The following is a 16,696-nucleotide window of genomic DNA, read 5'->3' as shown; positions in this document are numbered from 1 at the left end:
CCCCGCCCGGCCGGTCACGATCTCGGTTACCGCTGCTGCGGGTATGTGAATACCGGTTGTCCGGCTGATGACAGCAAGCATGCGGGATTTCGGAACCACCGGTCGTAGAGGTAGGTTCTGGCCAGCCTGGCACCTCGCAAATGACGACGTACGACTGCCCCGATCACCGAACGGTCCGACGACAGGGGGTTCGACCGGTGCGTCACTTCGGTTTTCTGGCCGCGGACCGGGCGGACGCGCTGTTTCACCGCCTGCCCGAGGAGATCCTGCCGGCCGTGGACCGCCGGCTGGTGGCAACAGCGCTCGGGGCGACCCTTTACGCTCCGGGCACCCGCCCGACGCTTGCCGCGGACGTCCGCCGCCAGGTGTCCGCCGGGGTGACGTCGATGGTGCTCTGCCTCGAGGACGCCATCGCCGACCACGAGGTCCCCGCGGCCGAGGCGAACATCGTTGCCGCACTGCGTGATCTGGGTGAGAATCCGCCGGCCACCGCGGGCGGACCGCCGCTGCTGTTCGTCCGGGTTCGCGACACCGATCAGATATCGCGCGTCACCGCGCAGCTTGACGCCAGCTCGTCGGCGATGCTCGGCGGTTTCGTGCTGCCCAAGTTCGATCCCGAGGGTGGAGTGGCGGCGCTGGCCGCGGTCGTGCGGGCCTCCGACCGGCTCGGCCGGCTGCTGTGGGCAATGCCCGTGCTGGAAAGCCCTCAGGTCATCTTTCGCGAGACCCGGGTGCAGACACTGCTCGGAGTGCGCGACCTTGTCGACAAGAACAGTGACATCGTGCTTGCCGTGCGTATCGGCGCAACTGATCTCTGTGGTCTGTTCGGACTGCGCCGTGACCGCGACCTGACCATCTATGACATCGCGGTGGTGCGGGACTGTATCGCCGACATCGTCAACGTGTGTGGCCGTAGTGGGGAGCACGTGGTGAGCGGGCCCGTCTGGGAATATTTCGCGCAGCCGGAGCGGCTTTTTGTCAGCTCCCTGCGGGTCACGCCGTTCGAGGAGGCGGACCTCGTCGACGACAGTGCGGACGGCGCGCGGATGCGGTCACGGCTTGTCTCCGCCGATCTCGACCGGCTTATCCGCGAAGTCGTGCTCGACAAGGCCAACGGGTTACTCGGCAAAACAGTGATCCACCCCAGTCACGTTCCTGCCGTACACGCTCTGCATGTAGCCACTCATGAGGAGTACACGGACGCGATGACGATTCTCGCGGACAATGTCGGCGGAGTGCGCCCGAGCCACTACGCGAACAAGATGAACGAGCTGCGGCCCCATCGGACCTGGGCCGAGGGTGTGTTGCGGAGGGCTCGGGCCTTCGGTGTCCTGCGTGAGGGGCATACGTTCGTCGACGTTCTGGCGGCGACCGGCGCCCTGTGACGGACCGAGCCCGGACAGGGCCTGTTGGACGAGTGGCAACGCTGGTAAATCCTGGCAGGGCGGAGGTCGTGTGAGCCTGGTGGATGCTGTCGCAGCGTCGTCGAGCGGTCCGGGGTGGCTCTGGAACGAGCTGGGGCTTGACGTTCGTGTCCGGACCGACGTGGTCGGCAAGGGTCTGGACGCGTTGGTGGGCCTTGCGTTGCGACGCAACCCAAGGCGGGCTCACCTGCTGGTCAGCCGCGTTCTCGGCAAGCATCTGCCGGTACGTCCGGCGGAGTCGCTCGCGGCCGGTCACCTGCTGGCCGCGCAGGTCCGCGCCAGCTGGCAGACGTTCGGGGGTGATCCCGCGACGTCGGCACCGTTGGTGCTCGGCTACTGCGAGACCGCCACATCACTCGGGCACAGTGTGGCCGACGGCCTCGCCGGCTGTGACTACCTGCACACCACACGCCGGATCGTCCCCGGCGCAACCACGTTGCTGGACTTCGACGAGGCGCATTCGCATGCCACGTTCCACTGGTTGATGCCGCGCGATCCCGAGCTGGTGCGGGCACCCCGACCACTGGTGCTCGTCGACGACGAGCTGTCCACCGGCCGGACCGCTCTGGGCACGATCCGCGCGCTGCACGCTTTCGCGGCCCGGCCGTCGTACACGGTGGCCACGCTTTTCGATGCCCGGCCGGCGGCGTCCCGCCGTGCCTTCGACGAGCTCGAGGACCGTCTCGGCGTGCCCGTGCGGGTGGTGTCGCTGCTGTCCGGGGAGCTGGTGATCCCGGACGACGTGACCGTGCGCGCCGAGCGGGTGAGGGCCCGGTACGGCGGCGGCGCTGACGGTAGTTCGACGCAGTCGCCTACAGAGCTCAATTCGGTATGTTACGTGACATCCAAGTGGCCTGAGGAGCTGCCGGACGGCGCCCGTCATGGCTGGTCACAATCGGACCGGACCTTGCTCGATGAGGTGGCGCCGCTGGTCGCCAAGGATGTGGCTGCGGTGTTGAACGAGCCATCGGGCCGCATTCTCGTGCTCGGCACCGAGGAACTGATGTACGCACCGTTGCGTATCGGTGATGCACTCGACGAGATCGTCTCCGGCGAGGTCGTTTACCACTCGACGACCCGTTCGCCGGTCCACCCGATCGACGCTGAGGGCTACGCGATCCGCTGTGCGTGGACCTTTCCGGCGCCTGACGATCCCGGCCGGGTCAGCCATGTCTACAACGTCCGGCCCGGCCTGTACGACGACATCGTCGTGGTGGTCGACTCGGCCGCGAACGGCGGGGCCGCCACCGGGGTGGCCGGCGTGAACGTGTCGGGGGTGGTCGACGTGTCGGGGATGGTCGGGGTGCTGCGCCGATGTGCGCCGGTCACGGTGGTCACGATCCCGACGCGAGGGCCGGCCGGACGTCCGCTGACCCCGCCGATCGGCCTTACCGGGGGTGCGCGTTGAGCGGGAGTGCGGTGACACCGATCATTCCGGGAACGGTGGGTTCGGGTTCCTACGACCCGGCGGACGTCACCTTTCTGCTGAAGGATCTCAGCGACATCCCGTTGGAACGCCCCACCGAGGACCGTGAGGAGGATTTTTCCAAGGGCCACCACTACTCCGAGGACCTGCCGGTCGAGTACGAACCGTCGGAGGCCTATCTCGCACTGTTCGAGAACGCTCTTGCCCGCTCGGCGGTACGGGTTGCCACCGCGGTCGGCATAGCCACCGAGCTCGTGCTCGCGACCAGGCAGAAGCCGGTGATCGTGTCGCTCGCGCGAGCCGGCACGCCCGCCGGCATCCTCATGCGGCGCTGGGCCCGCTGGAGGCACGGACTCGACCTGCCGCACTACTCGGTCTCCATCATCAAGGACCGGGGGCTCGACGAGAACGCGATGCGCTGGATTCTTGCCCGTCACGACCGGCGGACGCTGCAGTTCGTCGACGGCTGGACGGGCAAGGGCGCCATTCTCAAGGTGCTCGAAGCCGCTTCCCACGGCCTCGGGGTGGACGCGTCCATGGCGGTCATGTCCGACCCGGGCCACTGCACGCCCCTGTACGGGACGCGGGATGACTTCCTGATCCCGCACAGCTGTCTGAACTCCACGGTCAGCGGTCTGGTGAGTCGGACCGTGCTGAACCGGTCGCTGATCGGCCCGGCCGACTTCCACGGGGCGAAGTACTACCGGCATCTTGCTGATCGAGACTATTCCCGGCGTTATGTCGAAACCGTTGTCGAGGCATTTTCCGCCGCGTCGGGCGCGGTCGCGGACGGCATCTCGCGGACGGAGGACCGTACCCCGACCTGGGCCGGGTGGCAGGCGGTCGAGACGTTGGCGAAGGAGTACGGGATCGGCAACATAGGTCTGGTCAAGCCCGGGGTCGGCGAGACCACCAGGGTGCTGTTGCGGCGGGTGCCTTGGAAGGTCGTTGTCGCACCCGACCGGCTGGCGGAGCTGCCTCATGTCCTGTCACTGTGCGAGGCCAAGGGAGTACCCGTCGAGGAAAGGGTTGATCTGCCGTACTCATGTGTCGGGATCATCAAACCGCTCGACGGCGCATCCGACCGCGCGTTGTTCAACGTGCCATCGTGACGAGGCGCGCCGTCACGGTGAGCAGAGGTGGCCACGGGCTGGTCTGTCGATTCCAGGTCGTCCGGTGTTTCCAGGCCGCCCAGTATCTCCATGATCATATTTTTCCGCCGGATCGGTCCGCGGGCGCTGATAGTAGTATGTAACTCGCCGACCGTGACCAGGCGCTGCTGGACGGCGGCAACGACGATGTCGTATACGGCTTCCGGCCGCTGCGCCCAGTTGGCCATGTCCACAACGGATCGAGCGAGCCGGGTCCGGGGTGGACGCAGGTGTGGATATATGTCGCTGGAGTTCAGACGGGTGCTGTGGTGAATGACGACACCCGGCCGTGGGCCAGGTTGTCGTCCGGCGGGCACGACAACGGTGATGCGTTCGTCGTCAAATCCACGCAGGCCCCCCATGGCGGCCGCGGAGGCACCGCCGAGAACGGCATGCGGTCCGATGGATTCGACTGCGCACCACAGGAGCTGGATGCGGGTGGGTGGTTCCGGGTGGGTCACGAGCGCACCCGGCATGGGAAGCTGCCATCGCCCGGTTTTCAGCCGCCATCGAATTGTTGAGCGGCTCATGCCGGCGGCGAGGGCGGTGCGGACGGCGATAACGCCGCACTGGCTGTCAGCGGTCTTCTGCCAGGAGTACTGGCCGGGGTCCGGGGCCATGCCTGTGAGCTTTGCAGGCGCGCCCGGTCGGGTGAAACGGCATGCGGCGACCTATGGACAACCGCTGCCCACCCGGGCCGGGTGTGGACAGCCAGGCGCCGCTGCCGGAACCGTCCGGTGCCTGTACACGGACAACCCATGCGATTGCGTGGCATGTCAGCCCGCCCCTGGCATACAGTCGGGGCATCAACGCGTGGACGTCCCTGCCATCCCCGGCCGCAGCCCTGCCGGGTCCGCGCTGGGTCGTCGCCTGTGACCTCGACCAGACGCTGATCTACAGCAGGCGCTCCTTCCGGCTTCCGTCCGGCGCTGACGAACCCGACCTGGTCACGGTGGAGCGCATCGATGGCGAACCCGCCGCGTTCTGCACCACCGGGGCTGCCGAGCTGATCGTGAAGCTGCATGCGACAGCGACCCTCGTCCCGGTTACCACCCGTACCCGGGCACAATACGAACGGGTCGATCTCGGTGTGCGCCCCCAGTATGCGATCACGACCAACGGCGGTCATCTGCTGCTCGACGGCCGGCCGGACGAGGACTGGGCGGCCGCAGTCCGGGGCCGGATCGCCGCGCATGCCTGCCCGCTCGCTGACGTGCGGGCCGCAGCACAGCGTCTCGCGGCCGACGGATGGGTCCGGGTGAGCCGTGTCGCCGACGACCTCTTCGTCTACCTCGTCGCCTACGAACGTGCCGGCATCCCCGACCTGTCCGGCCTCGCGGCGGGCCTGGCAGCCGACGGGTGGGCCCTGTCCGTCCAGGGGCGCAAGGTCTACCTGGTACCGGCCGTGCTGACCAAGGAGGCGGCACTGGCCGAGGTGATGCGCCGGATCGGGCACGCGCGGCTTGCCGCCGCCGGGGATTCGCTGCTGGACGCGGGCATGCTCGCCGGCGCGGACCTCGCCGTCCGTCCCGCCCACGGCGAGTTGGACGATCATCGTTGGACGAACCCCAACCTGCGGGTCACCAGTGCTTCGGGTCTGCACGGGGGACAGGAGCTCCTGGAGATCATCGCAGGTGAACTCTCCGCCGCGAGGCCTTGTCCCGGTATATGAGCTTCAGCGGGTCAAAGGTGGCGCGATCATGTTTTTCTCGCGCTCGAGGTCCGGAAGCCGATCGGGGAGGTCCGGCAGAGCAATAGCTCCCGGGTCGCTGCCGGGGCTGTCCGGCTCGTGGCGTCCGGGCACATGCCTCGTCCCGTTGTCGCCGGTCGCTCTTGGTCTAATTCGGGTACAGTACGGTACTGTTTTGGAAGATGGCCGGCGGCGGGAGGGAGGCCACGACTTTGATGGTTTCGACGTCCTTGGACGGCGCTGTGCGTGGGCGCCCTCGGGATGACGCACGTGAGCAGGCCATCCTGCACGCGGCTCTCGAACTGCTCACCGAGGTCGGTTACGAGCGCATGAGCATGGTTGCCGTGGCGGCCCGGGCGCGGGCGAGCAAAGCGACGATCTACCGGCGGTGGGCGGGCAAGGATGAACTCGTCGTCGAGGCGATCCGTCGCCAGGCAGTCGACGACATCGTCTGCGTGGATACCGGGAATCTGCGCGGCGACCTGGTCGGCATCATCCGCCAGAAGGTCAAGCGCCTGTCCGAAGGCGGTGCCGCCCTGATGGCCGGCGTCGTACTGGCCATGCGCGAGTCCGTGGCCCTGGCGGCGGCACTGCGGGCCCAGATGATCGAGGATGGGCGTGGCATCGCCGCCCTCATCGTGCAACGGGCCTTCGACCGGGGCGAACCATGCTCGCCGACGGCTGCCGACGTCTTCAACGAGCTGGCTCCCGCGATGATCTTCTCCCGGCTGCTGATCACCGGCGAAGCCCTGGACGACGCATTCATCCAACACATGGTCGACGACATCCTGCTGCCACTGATGACATCGGCTACTGATGCTCCCTGGGATCTCCGACGCTCCGGCGGCACGACAGGAACATGATCGATCTGTTTTTAACCTATCTATCGGTATCCCGGAGGTTTCGGCCTCCGGCAGCGCGAAAGAAACATCATCGCGCCGCCTTTGGCCTTCCAGTCGACGCCGCTGCCCCTGTCGCGTCCCACGTCGCCGTATGTCCTGAGGCATAACCTCCTCCCCGTATTCCGGCCTGGCCGGTCAAGGAGCAGCCGTGACAACGACTACCGAACATGTGCCGCACGGCGTCGGCGTGGAGCCGGAGGGGCCTGATCCCCGCCGCTGGTTGGCGCTTGGCATCATTGCCGTCGCGCAGCTGATGGTTGTGCTCGACGCGTCCATCGTGAACATCGCCTTACCGCATGCCCAGGCCGACCTGCACATCTCCACGGCCGACCGGCAGTGGGTCATCACCGCGTACACGCTGGCGTTCGGCGGCCTGTTGCTGCTCGGCGGCCGGATCGCCGACTTCGCCGGGCGCAAGCGCGCCTTTGTGGGCGGTCTGCTGGGCTTTGCCGTGGCCTCCGCGCTCGGCGGTGCCGCGCCCAACGCCGGCCTTCTGTTCGCCGCCCGTGCGTTGCAGGGAGTGTTCGCAGCGGTGCTCGCACCGGCTTCGCTCTCCCTGGTCACGGTGACGTTCACCGAGAGCAAGGAGCGCGCCCGCGCGTTCGGCGTCTACGGTGCGATCTCCGGCGGTGGCGCCGCGATCGGGCTCATCGTCGGCGGCCTGCTCACGGAATTCACCTCCTGGCGCTGGTGCCTGCTGGTCAACGTCCCGATCGCGCTGATCGCCGCCGCGGCGGCCCTGCCGATCGTGCGGGAGAGCAAGGCAGCGGGACACACCAGGTACGACATCCCGGGCGTGGTCGCCGTCACCGCCGGACTCGTCCTGCTGGTCTACGGTTTCACCAAGGCTGCGGAGGACGGCTGGAGCGCGAGTGTCACGCTCGGGTTCCTCGCGACCGCCGTGGCACTGCTCGTCGCATTCGTCGTCATCGAGATCCGCAGTGCGGCACCGCTGCTCCCGCTGCGCGTTCCCCTGGAACGCAACCGCGGTGCCTCCTACCTGTCGTCACTGCTCATCGGCGCCGGCCTGTTCGCCATGTTCCTGTTCCTCACCTACTACTTCCAGGCCAGCCTCGGGTACAGCGCACTGCGAACGGGATTCGCCTTCCTGCCCTTCAGCGCCGGCATCATCGTGTCGGCCGGGGTCGCCAGCCAGCTCCTGCCACGCACCGGTCCGAAGATTCTGATGGCTTCCGGAAGCCTGTTGACCACAGGCGGCATGCTCCTGCTGATCCGGATCGGGCTCGACACCGGTTATGCCAGCCACGTTCTGCCCGCCGAGGTGCTTATGAGTGTCGGGATGGGGCTGGTGTTCGTCCCGCTGGCGAGCACCGCGCTGATCGGTGTCGAGTCCCACGACGCAGGTGTTGCCAGCGCCCTGGTCAACACCACCCAGCAGGTTGGTGGATCGCTGGGTACGGCGCTGCTCAACACGGTTTTCGCCACCGCGGTGACGAGTTACGTCGCCGATCACGACGCCGGCCCGGCCAGCCAGGCCCAGGCGTTGATCTCCGGCTACACGACCGCGTTCGCCTGGAGTGCGATAATACTTTTCGTTGCATTTGTAGTGATCGTCGTCCTGCTCCGGGCCGGCAGGGACGAGGTGCCCACCGACGGGGTGCCGGTTCACGCCGGGTAGCGGGCAGGCCTGCCGTCCGGAAAGTGCCGGGACACTGAACGCTGTATGTGGCCTGCACTTCGTGATACACCCATGCGGACGAGATGGCATCGGTCCTGGAGGGGCAAAGGCGGCGCGATCATGTTCTTTCCGCGCTGCCGGACACCGCCCCTGGATCATTAGGAGGGCATGTGACCAGCACGGCGGACGGCACTGGTCTCGACGCTGCCGGTACAGGCATTGCCGGTACGGACATTGCCGGTACCGATGACGTCGGCCTGGAACACGAGCTTGAGCGGATGCTGGCGGTGGACCGGTTCGATCCGCCGGCCGATTTCGTCCCCCGCTGGTTCCACGCCTCCGACGCCGCTTCGGCGGCCGCCGATCCGGTGGCTTTCTGGGCGGAGAAGGCCCGTACCCTGCTGGACTGGGACACGCCGTTCACGACCGTGCTGGACGACGAGAACCCGCCGTTTTTCCGCTGGTTCACCGATGGTCGGCTCAACGTCTCGGCGAACTGCCTGGACCGGCATGTGGCCGCGGGCCGCGGGGACAAGGTGGCCTTTCACTGGGTCGGCGAGGAAGGCGAGCGCCGCTCGCTGACCTACTCCGATCTGCTGGCCGAGACGCAGCGGCTGGCCAACGGGCTCAAGGGGCTGGGGGTCGGCAAGGGCGACGTCGTGGGGATCTTCCTTCCGATGATTCCCGAGGTCGCGGTGGCCATGCTGGCCTGCGCCCGGATCGGCGCGGTGCACAACGTCGTCTTCGGCGGCTTCGCCCCGTCCGCCGTGCGGGAGCGGATGGAGGTCTCCGACGCCAAGGTGCTGATCACTGTGGACGGCGCCCGGCGCAAGGGCCGCACCGCCGCGGTCAAGGAGGCCGTGGACGCGGAACTGGGCGATCTGAAGACCCTTGAGCGCATCGTGGTGGTCCGGTCCACCGGGGTTGCGGCGCCGATGTTGGAAGGCCGGGACGTCTGGTACCACGAGCTGTGCGAGCAGGCCGACCCGGTGTGCCCGCCCGAGCCGCTGGACGCCGAGCATCCGCTGTTCATCCTGTACAGCTCCGGTTCCACGGCCAAGCCCAAGGGCATCCTGCACACGACCGGGGGGTACCTGACCGGGGCGACGTACACCCACCGGCTGGTCTTCGACCTTGATCCCTCGTCCGACGTCTACTGGTGTTCGGCGGACGTCGGCTGGATCACCGGCCACTCCTACATCGTCTACGGGCCGCTTTCCAACGGCGCGACCAGCGTGATGTTCGAAGGCGCCCCGGACTATCCCGACCGGGACATCTGGTGGAAGATCGTCGAAGAGTTCAAGGTCACGATTTTCTACACCGCTCCGACCGCCATCCGCACCTGCATCAAGTGGGGTCCGCAGTACCCGGGTCGGCATGATCTGTCCTCGCTGCGGCTGCTCGGCACGGTGGGTGAACCGATCAATCCCAAGGCGTGGCTGTGGTATCACAAGGTCATCGGCGGTGGCCGCTGCCCCATCGTCGACACCTGGTGGCAGACCGAGACCGGTGCGATCATGATCTCGCCAGTGCCGGGCGTGACGTCGACCAAGCCGGGTTCGGCCACCACCCCACTGCCGGGGATCTTCCCCGCGCTGGTGTCCGAGGACGGAGAGCCCCTCACCGAGGGCACCGGCATCCTGGTGATCACCAAGCCGTGGCCGTCCATGCTGCGCACCCTCTACCGGGACGACGAGCGGTTCGTGCAGACGTACTTCTCCCGGTTCGGTCCGAACGTGTACGTCGTCGGTGACGCCGCCAGACTGGACGCCGACGGCTACTTCTGGATCATCGGCCGGATCGACGACGTGATCAACGTGTCGGGGCACCGCCTGTCGACCGCCGAGGTCGAGTCGGCGATCGTCGCGCACGAGGCGGTAGCGGAGGCGGCGGTCGTCGCCCAGTCCGACGAGCAGACCGGCCAGGCCATCGTGGCCTTTGTGACGCTTACCGGGGACCGTGTCGGTGACGACGCCACGGTCGCCGAGCTGCGCGAGCACGTCGCCACGCGAATCGGCAAGCTCGCCCGTCCCAAGCGGGTGATCTGGGCGGACGATCTGCCCAAGACACGGTCCGGGAAAATCATGAGGCGGTTGCTGCGTGACATCGCCGAGGGGCGCGCGCTCGGTGACGTCACGACGCTGCGGGATCCGAGCGTGATGGCTGTTCTGGCACACAAGATCGTCGAATCCGACCCGGACGAATGACGGTTCGATGATCGTTGAGGCCGGGTCCCGGCCGGATCGCTGTCCTGCGATCCCAAGCCCCGGGTGGGAAGGGCCCGTTCGAGCTGTCTAGGCTGACCATTTCGTGAGAGCCCTTCGACGCTTCACCGTCCGCGCGCAGCTTCCCGAGCAGCTTCACCCGCTCGGCGAGCTTGTCCTCAATCTTCGCTGGTCGTGGCACCCGGAGACGCTGGATCTCTTCGAGTCCGTCGATCCCGAGCTGTGGCGCACCTGCAAGGGGGATCCGGTGCGCCTTCTCGGCGCGGTCGACCATGAGCGCCTCGAGAGCCTCGCAGCCGACCGCCGCTTTGTCCGCCGTCTCGGCGACGCCGCCGACGACCTGCATGAATATCTGACCGCGCCACGCTGGTACCAGTCGCTGTCCGACGGCCCGCGCGCGATCGCCTACTTCTCGCCGGAGTTCGGCATCACCGAGGTGCTGCCGCAGTACTCCGGCGGGCTCGGCATCCTCGCCGGCGATCATCTCAAGACCGCCAGTGACCTGGGTGTGCCGATCGTGGGGGTGGGACTGCTCTACCGGGCCGGTTACTTCGTCCAGTCGCTGTCCCGCGACGGCTGGCAGCAGGAACGCTACCCCGGCATCGACCCACACGGTCTGCCGCTGACCCAGCTCACCGACGCCTCCGGCGAGCCCGTGAAGATCACCCTCGGGCTTCCCGACGGGCACACCCTGCACGCACAGATCTGGAAGGCGCAGGTCGGGCGGGTGCCGCTGCTCCTGCTCGACTCCGACGTCGAGGACAACCAGCCGGCCGAGCGGGGCGTGACCGACCGGCTCTACGGCGGTGGCACGGACCATCGCCTGCTGCAGGAGATGCTGCTGGGTATCGGCGGGGTCCGGGCGCTGCGTGCCTACTCGGCGGTTTCCGGCGCCCCGGCGCCGGAGGTGTTCCACACCAACGAGGGCCACGCCGGTTTCCTCGGTCTGGAGCGCATCCGGGAGCTGACAGCTACCGGCCTGAGCTTCGACGAGGCGTTGGAGGCGACCCGGGCCGGGACGCTGTTCACCACCCACACCCCGGTACCGGCCGGGATCGACCGGTTTCCCAGGGATCTGGTGGCCCGTCACTTCGGCGCGGACAACGTCTGGCCCGGCGTGCCCGTCGAGCGGGTGCTGGAACTCGGCGCCGAGTCCGACCCGAACGTCTTCAACATGGCTCATATGGGTCTTCGGCTGGCCCAGCGGTCCAACGGGGTCAGCAAGCTCCACGGGATCGTCAGCCGCGAGATGTTCGCGGGTCTGTGGTCGGGGTTCGACCCGGAGGAGGTCGCGATCGGATCAGTCACGAACGGTGTTCATGCGGCTACCTGGGTGTCCCGGAACGTGATCGAACTGGCTGACCGGGAGCTCGGTCCGTCCCCCCTCGACGACGGGGGCGAGGGGTTCACGAAGATCGCCCGAGTGTCCGACGAGGCGATCTGGGCGACCCGCCGCGAGCTGCGTGAACGCCTTGTGGCCGAGGTCCGCCGCCGGCTGCGGGCGTCCTGGCTGCAGCGCGGTGCCGCTCCCGGTGAGCTGGACTGGGTCGACGGCGTGTTCGACCCGGGCATCCTCACGATAGGGTTCGCCCGCCGGGTTCCCTCCTACAAGCGGCTTACCCTGATGCTGCGTGACCCCGAACGGCTGACCCGGCTGCTGCTGCACCCCCAGCGTCCGATCCAGATGGTCATCGCTGGCAAGGCGCACCCGGCCGACGACGGCGGCAAGCAGCTCGTCCAGCAGATCGTGCAGTTCTCCGACGCCCCCGAGGTCCGCCACCGCATCGTCTTCCTACCGGACTACGACATCGGCATGGCGCGCTTCCTCTACTCCGGATCGGACGTGTGGCTGAACAACCCGCTGCGCCCGCTGGAGGCGTGCGGTACGTCGGGGATGAAGGCCGCGCTCAACGGCTGTCTCAACCTGTCCATCCGGGACGGCTGGTGGGACGAGATGTTCGACGGCCAGAACGGCTGGGCGATCCCCACCGCGGACGGTGTGGAGGACCCCGACCGTCGCGACGACCTCGAGTCGGCCGCCTTGTACGACCTGCTGGAGAACACGGTCACCACGCGCTTCTACGACGTCGCCGGTGCGGGTGCGCCCCCACGCCACTGGACGTCGATGGTCAAGCACACCCTGTCAACCCTCGGGCCGCAGGTGCTCGCCACCCGGATGGTGCGCGAGTACGTCGAGCGCTACTACATCCCCGCCTGCGCCTCGGCGCGGACAGCCTCGGCGGACACCGCGCGCGGGGCCCGGGACCTGGCGGCGTGGAAGGACCGGGTCCGGGCGGCCTGGCCCGGTGTCCGGGTGCTCAACGTCGACTCGGCCGGTCTCGGTGACACTCCTCAGGTGGGCCAGTCCCTGGTGGTACGGGCCACGGTCGAACTCGGTGGCCTGGACCTGGCCGACGTGGAGGTCCAGGCGTCCTACGGCCGGATCGACGAGGCCGACCGGCTGCTGGGCCCGTCCACCCTGCCGCTTGCCCACGTCGGCGCCGGCGAGGGCGGTGGCCTGCGCTTCGAGGGCACCATCCCGTTGCGACGGACGGGGGCCTTCGGCTACACCGTCCGGGTGCTGCCGCGGCACCGCCTGATCGCCTCACCGGCGGAGCTCGGCCTGGTGGCGAATCCCGATTGAACGATTCCGCCCAGCGGGGTCGGCGAGCGGGCCGGCGTGGTCATGCCGGCCCGCTCGTCCGCCCGCCCGCCCGCTGCGTTCCTCTGGACTCTCTGCTTGCGCGTTGTGCCCCGCGGAACATGCCAACGATTCGACAAACATGCTAATTTCAAGATCGATTATTATGTTTGTCGACGATGTGTGATCATCCTGTGGTGCGGAAGAGGAGGACGGCGCGGCCGGCGACGTGCAGTTCCTGGCCGGCGTGGGTGATCCGCAATGGGGTGTCGAGGGTGCCGGGGAAGCCGGCGAGATCCTCCGCGCTGGTGTCGAGCAGCAACGCGTAGGTGGCCGCCCACGGTTGGCCCGGCAGGACGATGGTCACCGGGCGGGTATCCGGATGCAGGACGAGCAGGAAGCTGTCGCCGGTGACCGTGGCGCCGTCCGGTGCGTACCAGCCCAGGGCCGTCCCGGAAAGGTGCGCGACGACCGTGCGGACCAGTGGGGAGTTCCAGTCCGTGTCCGACATGACCACGCCGTCCGTGCGGAACCAGGTGATGTCCGCGGGTTCCTCGACGCTTGAGGGGCCGCCGTGGAAGAACGTCTGCCGGCACAATGCCGGGGACCGGCGCCGCAGGGCGACCAGACCGCTCACCAGCGGCAGCAGCATCGGGTCGTTCCCGGCAGGGTCGACCGTAGTGGGGCCGCCCGCGGGGTCGACCGAGGCAGGGTCGGCCGAGGGCGCCGGGCCGGCCGTGGGGACGCCGTCGTCGGGCGCACGGGTGATACGCGTGGGCCAGTGCAGCCACGAGGTGGCGTTGTCCTGGCAGTAGGCGTTGTTGTTGCCGTCCTGTGAACGACCGAACTCGTCCCCGGCGAGCAGCATCGGTACCCCCGCCGACAGCAGCAGGGTCGCCAGCAGCGCGCGGCGGACGAGCCGCCGGCAGGCCAGCACGTGCGGATCGTCGCTTGGGCCTTCCACCCCGCAGTTCGTCGAGTTGCTGTGGTCGTCGCCGTCGCGATTGCCCTCGCCGTTGGCCTCGTTGTGCTTGTTCTCGTAGGAGACGAGGTCGGCGAGGGTGAAGCCGTCGTGCGCGGTCACGAAGTTCACCGACGCCCACGGCCGGCGGCCCGAATGGTGGTACAGATCACTCGATCCGGTGATCCGGTAGCCCAGATCGGCCACCGTGGACGCGCTGTACGTCCATGCCGCGCGGACGGTGTCCCGGTAACGGCCGTTCCATTCCGCCCACGGCGCCGGGAACGCGCCCACCTGGTAACCGCCCCAGCCGACGTCCCATGGCTCGGCGATGAGCTTGACGGTGGACAGCAGCGGGTCGGCGTGGATGGCGGCCAGCAGCGGTGCCGTCGGGTCGAATCCGTCGGGGTTGCGCGCGAGCGCGGTCGCCAGGTCGAACCGGTATCCGTCCACACCCATCTCGGTGACCCAGTAGCGCAGGGAGTCCATAATCAACTTCACTACGTGAGGGGAGGACGTGTTCAGCGTGTTGCCGCAGCCGGTTACGTCCCAGTAGCGACGTGGGTCGCTCGGCTCCACCCGGTAGTAGGTCGTGTTGTCCAACCCGCGCAGCGACAGAGTCGGGCCGCCTTCGCTGCCTTCGGCGGTGTGGTTGAACACCACGTCGAGAATGACCTCTATACCGGCCGCGTGTAACGCGCCCACCATCGCCCGGAACTCGGCCACCGGGTTGTCAGTGGCCGCGTAGCCCGGATGCGGCGCGAAGAAGCCCACGGTGTTGTAACCCCAGTAGTTGGACAGGCCGCGCTGGGACAGTGCCGGTTCGGAGACGTGCGCATGGACCGGAAGCAGCTCCACCGCGGTGACGCCGAGCGTCCGCAGGTGCTCGATGACCGCCGGGTGGGCCAGGCCCGCGTAGGTGCCGCGCTGTACGGGCGGGACGTCCGGGTGCGTCCGGGTGAAGCCCTTCACGTGCAGCTCGTAGATGACCGTCTCGGGCCAGGGAATGCCTGGGCGTTCCCCGGTCGGGCTGTGACGGCCGTCGATCACCACGCACGTCGGGACGAAGGGCACGGAATCATGTCCGTCGGAACCTGCCGGGTACGGGTCGGTCTCGTCGAAACCGCAGATCGCGGGATGCGGCACAAGGGCGCCGGTCAGCATCCGTGCGTAGGGGTCGACGAGAAGCTTGGCCGGGTTGTAACGCAGGCCGCGTTCGGGGGCGTAGGGCCCATGCGCCCGCAGCCCGTAACGCTGTCCCGGCCCGACCCCGAGCAGGTAACCGTGCCAGACCCCACCATCACGTTCGGGCAGCCGGTAGCGGTTCTCCCGGCCCCGGGCGTCGAACAGGCAGATCTCGACCGCGTCCGCGTTCGGGGCCGCCACCGCGACGTTCACACCTGACCCGTCCCAGTGGACCCCCAGCGGTTCGGGTGACCCGGACAGCACGCGGCCGAGCCGATCGACGTCGGACTGGCCGATGCCGGACTGATCCGTATTGCCGTGAACGCGGGGCGGTGTCGTCACCTCCGTGACGGTAGCTGCAGCATGTTACCGTCGCTCGGTTACGGTTACCGCCGTCCGATTACCACCGCCCGCGGACGGACGGACGGATGGCGGGCAGGCGAATGGTGCCGTGATCATCGAAAGTGTCACGGTCGCCGAAAGGTGCCGGGAACGTAATCGCCACGTATCCGATGAAGATCGAGTCGTCAGGGCTTAGGCTCCCTTAATCAGGAGCGCAGCCGGGGCGTCAGAGGCCCGGCATACGTGCCAGTGGATGACAGCCGGCCAAGGTGGTGCAACGGCGTGCTGTGCGCCACCGGAAGCTGCAAATGATCGAGGAGGTCGGTCGGTGGCGGTCGTGCAGTTCGACGTCGACAACGGTATTGGCACGATCAGGTTGGATCGGCCCCCGATGAACGTCATCGACAGTCAGGTCACCGGCGAGCTGCGCGCGGCAGCGGGTGAGGCAACAGCGCGGACGGACGTGCGGGCGGTCGTCATCTACGGTGGTCCGAAGGTGTTCGCGGCCGGAGCCGACGTCAAGGAGATGGCTCCGATGGGCCACGCGGAGATCCTGGCGTGGGTGAGCGATCTCACCACCACGTTCGAGGAGCTGGCCCGTATCCCGAAGCCCGTGGTGGCCGCGGTGACCGGCTACGCCCTCGGCGGTGGCCTGGAGCTTGCCCTGTGCGCCGACTTCCGGGTCTTCGGGGACAACGTCAAGGTGGGGCTGCCCGAGATCCTGCTCGGCATCATCCCGGGTGCGGGCGGGACGCAGCGGCTGCCACGGCTGATCGGGGCGGCGAAGGCCAAAGACCTGGTCTTCACCGGTCGTCAGGTGCGTGCTGCCGAGGCGAAGGAGATCGGTCTTGCCGACCGGGTGGTCGCCCCCGACGACGTCTACACCGAGGCGCGCAGTCTTGCCGGCCGGTTCGTCGACGGGCCGGCGGTTGCGCTGCGGGCGGCCAAGAGGGCGATCGACGACGGTCTGTCCGGTGGGCTCTCGGAAGGACTGCGGTTGGAGACGGCGATATTCACCGGGCTGTTCGGAACACAGGACCAGCGCATCGGCATGGAGTCCTTCCTCGAGCGCGGCCCTGGCAAGGCTGATTTCGTCGGTCGCTGAACACC

Annotated in this window: 10 protein-coding genes; 9 read left to right on the top strand and 1 reads right to left on the bottom strand. The window is 68.1% G+C overall.

Annotated features, from left to right (window positions below):
• The first annotated feature begins 197 nt into the window (after positions 1 to 197).
• From CV1CTNOD_RS19925 to glgP, 8 genes are all read left to right on the top strand, one after another.
• Positions 198 to 1,385, top strand: coding sequence for an HpcH/HpaI aldolase/citrate lyase family protein (locus tag CV1CTNOD_RS19925; RefSeq protein ID WP_131787524.1), 1,188 nt, complete (start codon positions 198 to 200; stop codon positions 1,383 to 1,385).
• A 79-nt stretch (positions 1,386 to 1,464) separates the two neighbouring features.
• Positions 1,465 to 2,832 carry a phosphoribosyltransferase family protein gene (locus tag CV1CTNOD_RS19920; RefSeq protein WP_347402965.1) on the top strand — a complete coding sequence of 456 codons (1,368 nt, stop codon included), beginning with the start codon at positions 1,465 to 1,467 and terminating at the stop codon, positions 2,830 to 2,832.
• Positions 2,833 to 2,843: 11 nt separating this feature from the next.
• Entirely contained in the window at positions 2,844 to 3,962 is a 1,119-nt protein-coding gene (locus tag CV1CTNOD_RS19915) for a cysteine protease StiP family protein (protein ID WP_131787522.1), read from the top strand.
• Between the two features lie 700 nt (positions 3,963 to 4,662).
• Positions 4,663 to 5,673 carry a sucrose-6-phosphate hydrolase gene (locus tag CV1CTNOD_RS19910; RefSeq protein WP_431607146.1) on the top strand — a complete coding sequence of 337 codons (1,011 nt, stop codon included), beginning with the start codon at positions 4,663 to 4,665 and terminating at the stop codon, positions 5,671 to 5,673.
• Between the two features lie 260 nt (positions 5,674 to 5,933).
• Positions 5,934 to 6,554, top strand: a complete 621-nt coding sequence (locus tag CV1CTNOD_RS19905; protein ID WP_242606855.1) for a TetR/AcrR family transcriptional regulator — start codon at positions 5,934 to 5,936, stop codon at positions 6,552 to 6,554.
• 187 nt (positions 6,555 to 6,741) lie between these two features.
• A complete protein-coding gene (locus tag CV1CTNOD_RS19900; protein WP_242606854.1) occupies positions 6,742 to 8,232 on the top strand; it encodes an MFS transporter in 1,491 nt (496 codons plus the stop codon).
• Between the two features lie 278 nt (positions 8,233 to 8,510).
• Positions 8,511 to 10,439, top strand: a complete 1,929-nt coding sequence (gene acs, locus CV1CTNOD_RS19895) for an acetate--CoA ligase (RefSeq protein WP_242606858.1) — start codon at positions 8,511 to 8,513, stop codon at positions 10,437 to 10,439.
• 103 nt (positions 10,440 to 10,542) lie between these two features.
• A complete protein-coding gene (gene glgP, locus CV1CTNOD_RS19890; RefSeq protein ID WP_131787518.1) occupies positions 10,543 to 13,101 on the top strand; it encodes an alpha-glucan family phosphorylase in 2,559 nt (852 codons plus the stop codon).
• A gap of 184 nt (positions 13,102 to 13,285) precedes the next feature.
• Here glgP and glgX read toward each other — a convergent pair whose 3' ends face one another.
• The gene (gene glgX, locus CV1CTNOD_RS19885; RefSeq protein WP_431607145.1) at positions 13,286 to 15,586 is read right to left on the bottom strand and encodes a glycogen debranching protein GlgX; all 2,301 of its coding nucleotides are present in this window, start codon (positions 15,584 to 15,586) and stop codon (positions 13,286 to 13,288) included.
• A 328-nt stretch (positions 15,587 to 15,914) separates the two neighbouring features.
• On the opposite strand from glgX, the gene CV1CTNOD_RS19880 reads away from it, so the two are divergent.
• Positions 15,915 to 16,691 carry an enoyl-CoA hydratase/isomerase family protein gene (locus CV1CTNOD_RS19880; protein ID WP_131787517.1) on the top strand — a complete coding sequence of 259 codons (777 nt, stop codon included), beginning with the start codon at positions 15,915 to 15,917 and terminating at the stop codon, positions 16,689 to 16,691.
• The last annotated feature ends 5 nt before the right edge of the window (positions 16,692 to 16,696 follow it).

It is taken from the genome of Protofrankia symbiont of Coriaria ruscifolia (assembly GCF_900634745.1).
Taxonomy (GTDB): Bacteria; Actinomycetota; Actinomycetes; order Frankiales; family Frankiaceae; genus Protofrankia; species Protofrankia californiensis.
This window is presented reverse-complemented; position numbering and strand designations above follow the sequence as displayed.

Bases quoted from the DNA above. Each gene is read 5' to 3' on its own strand.
- CV1CTNOD_RS19910 (WP_431607146.1), top strand. From the start codon at position 4,663: ATGCGGCGACCTATGGACAACCGCTGCCCACCCGGGCCGGGTGTGGAC.
- acs (WP_242606858.1), top strand. From the start codon at position 8,511: ATGCTGGCGGTGGACCGGTTCGATCCGCCGGCCGATTTCGTCCCCCGC.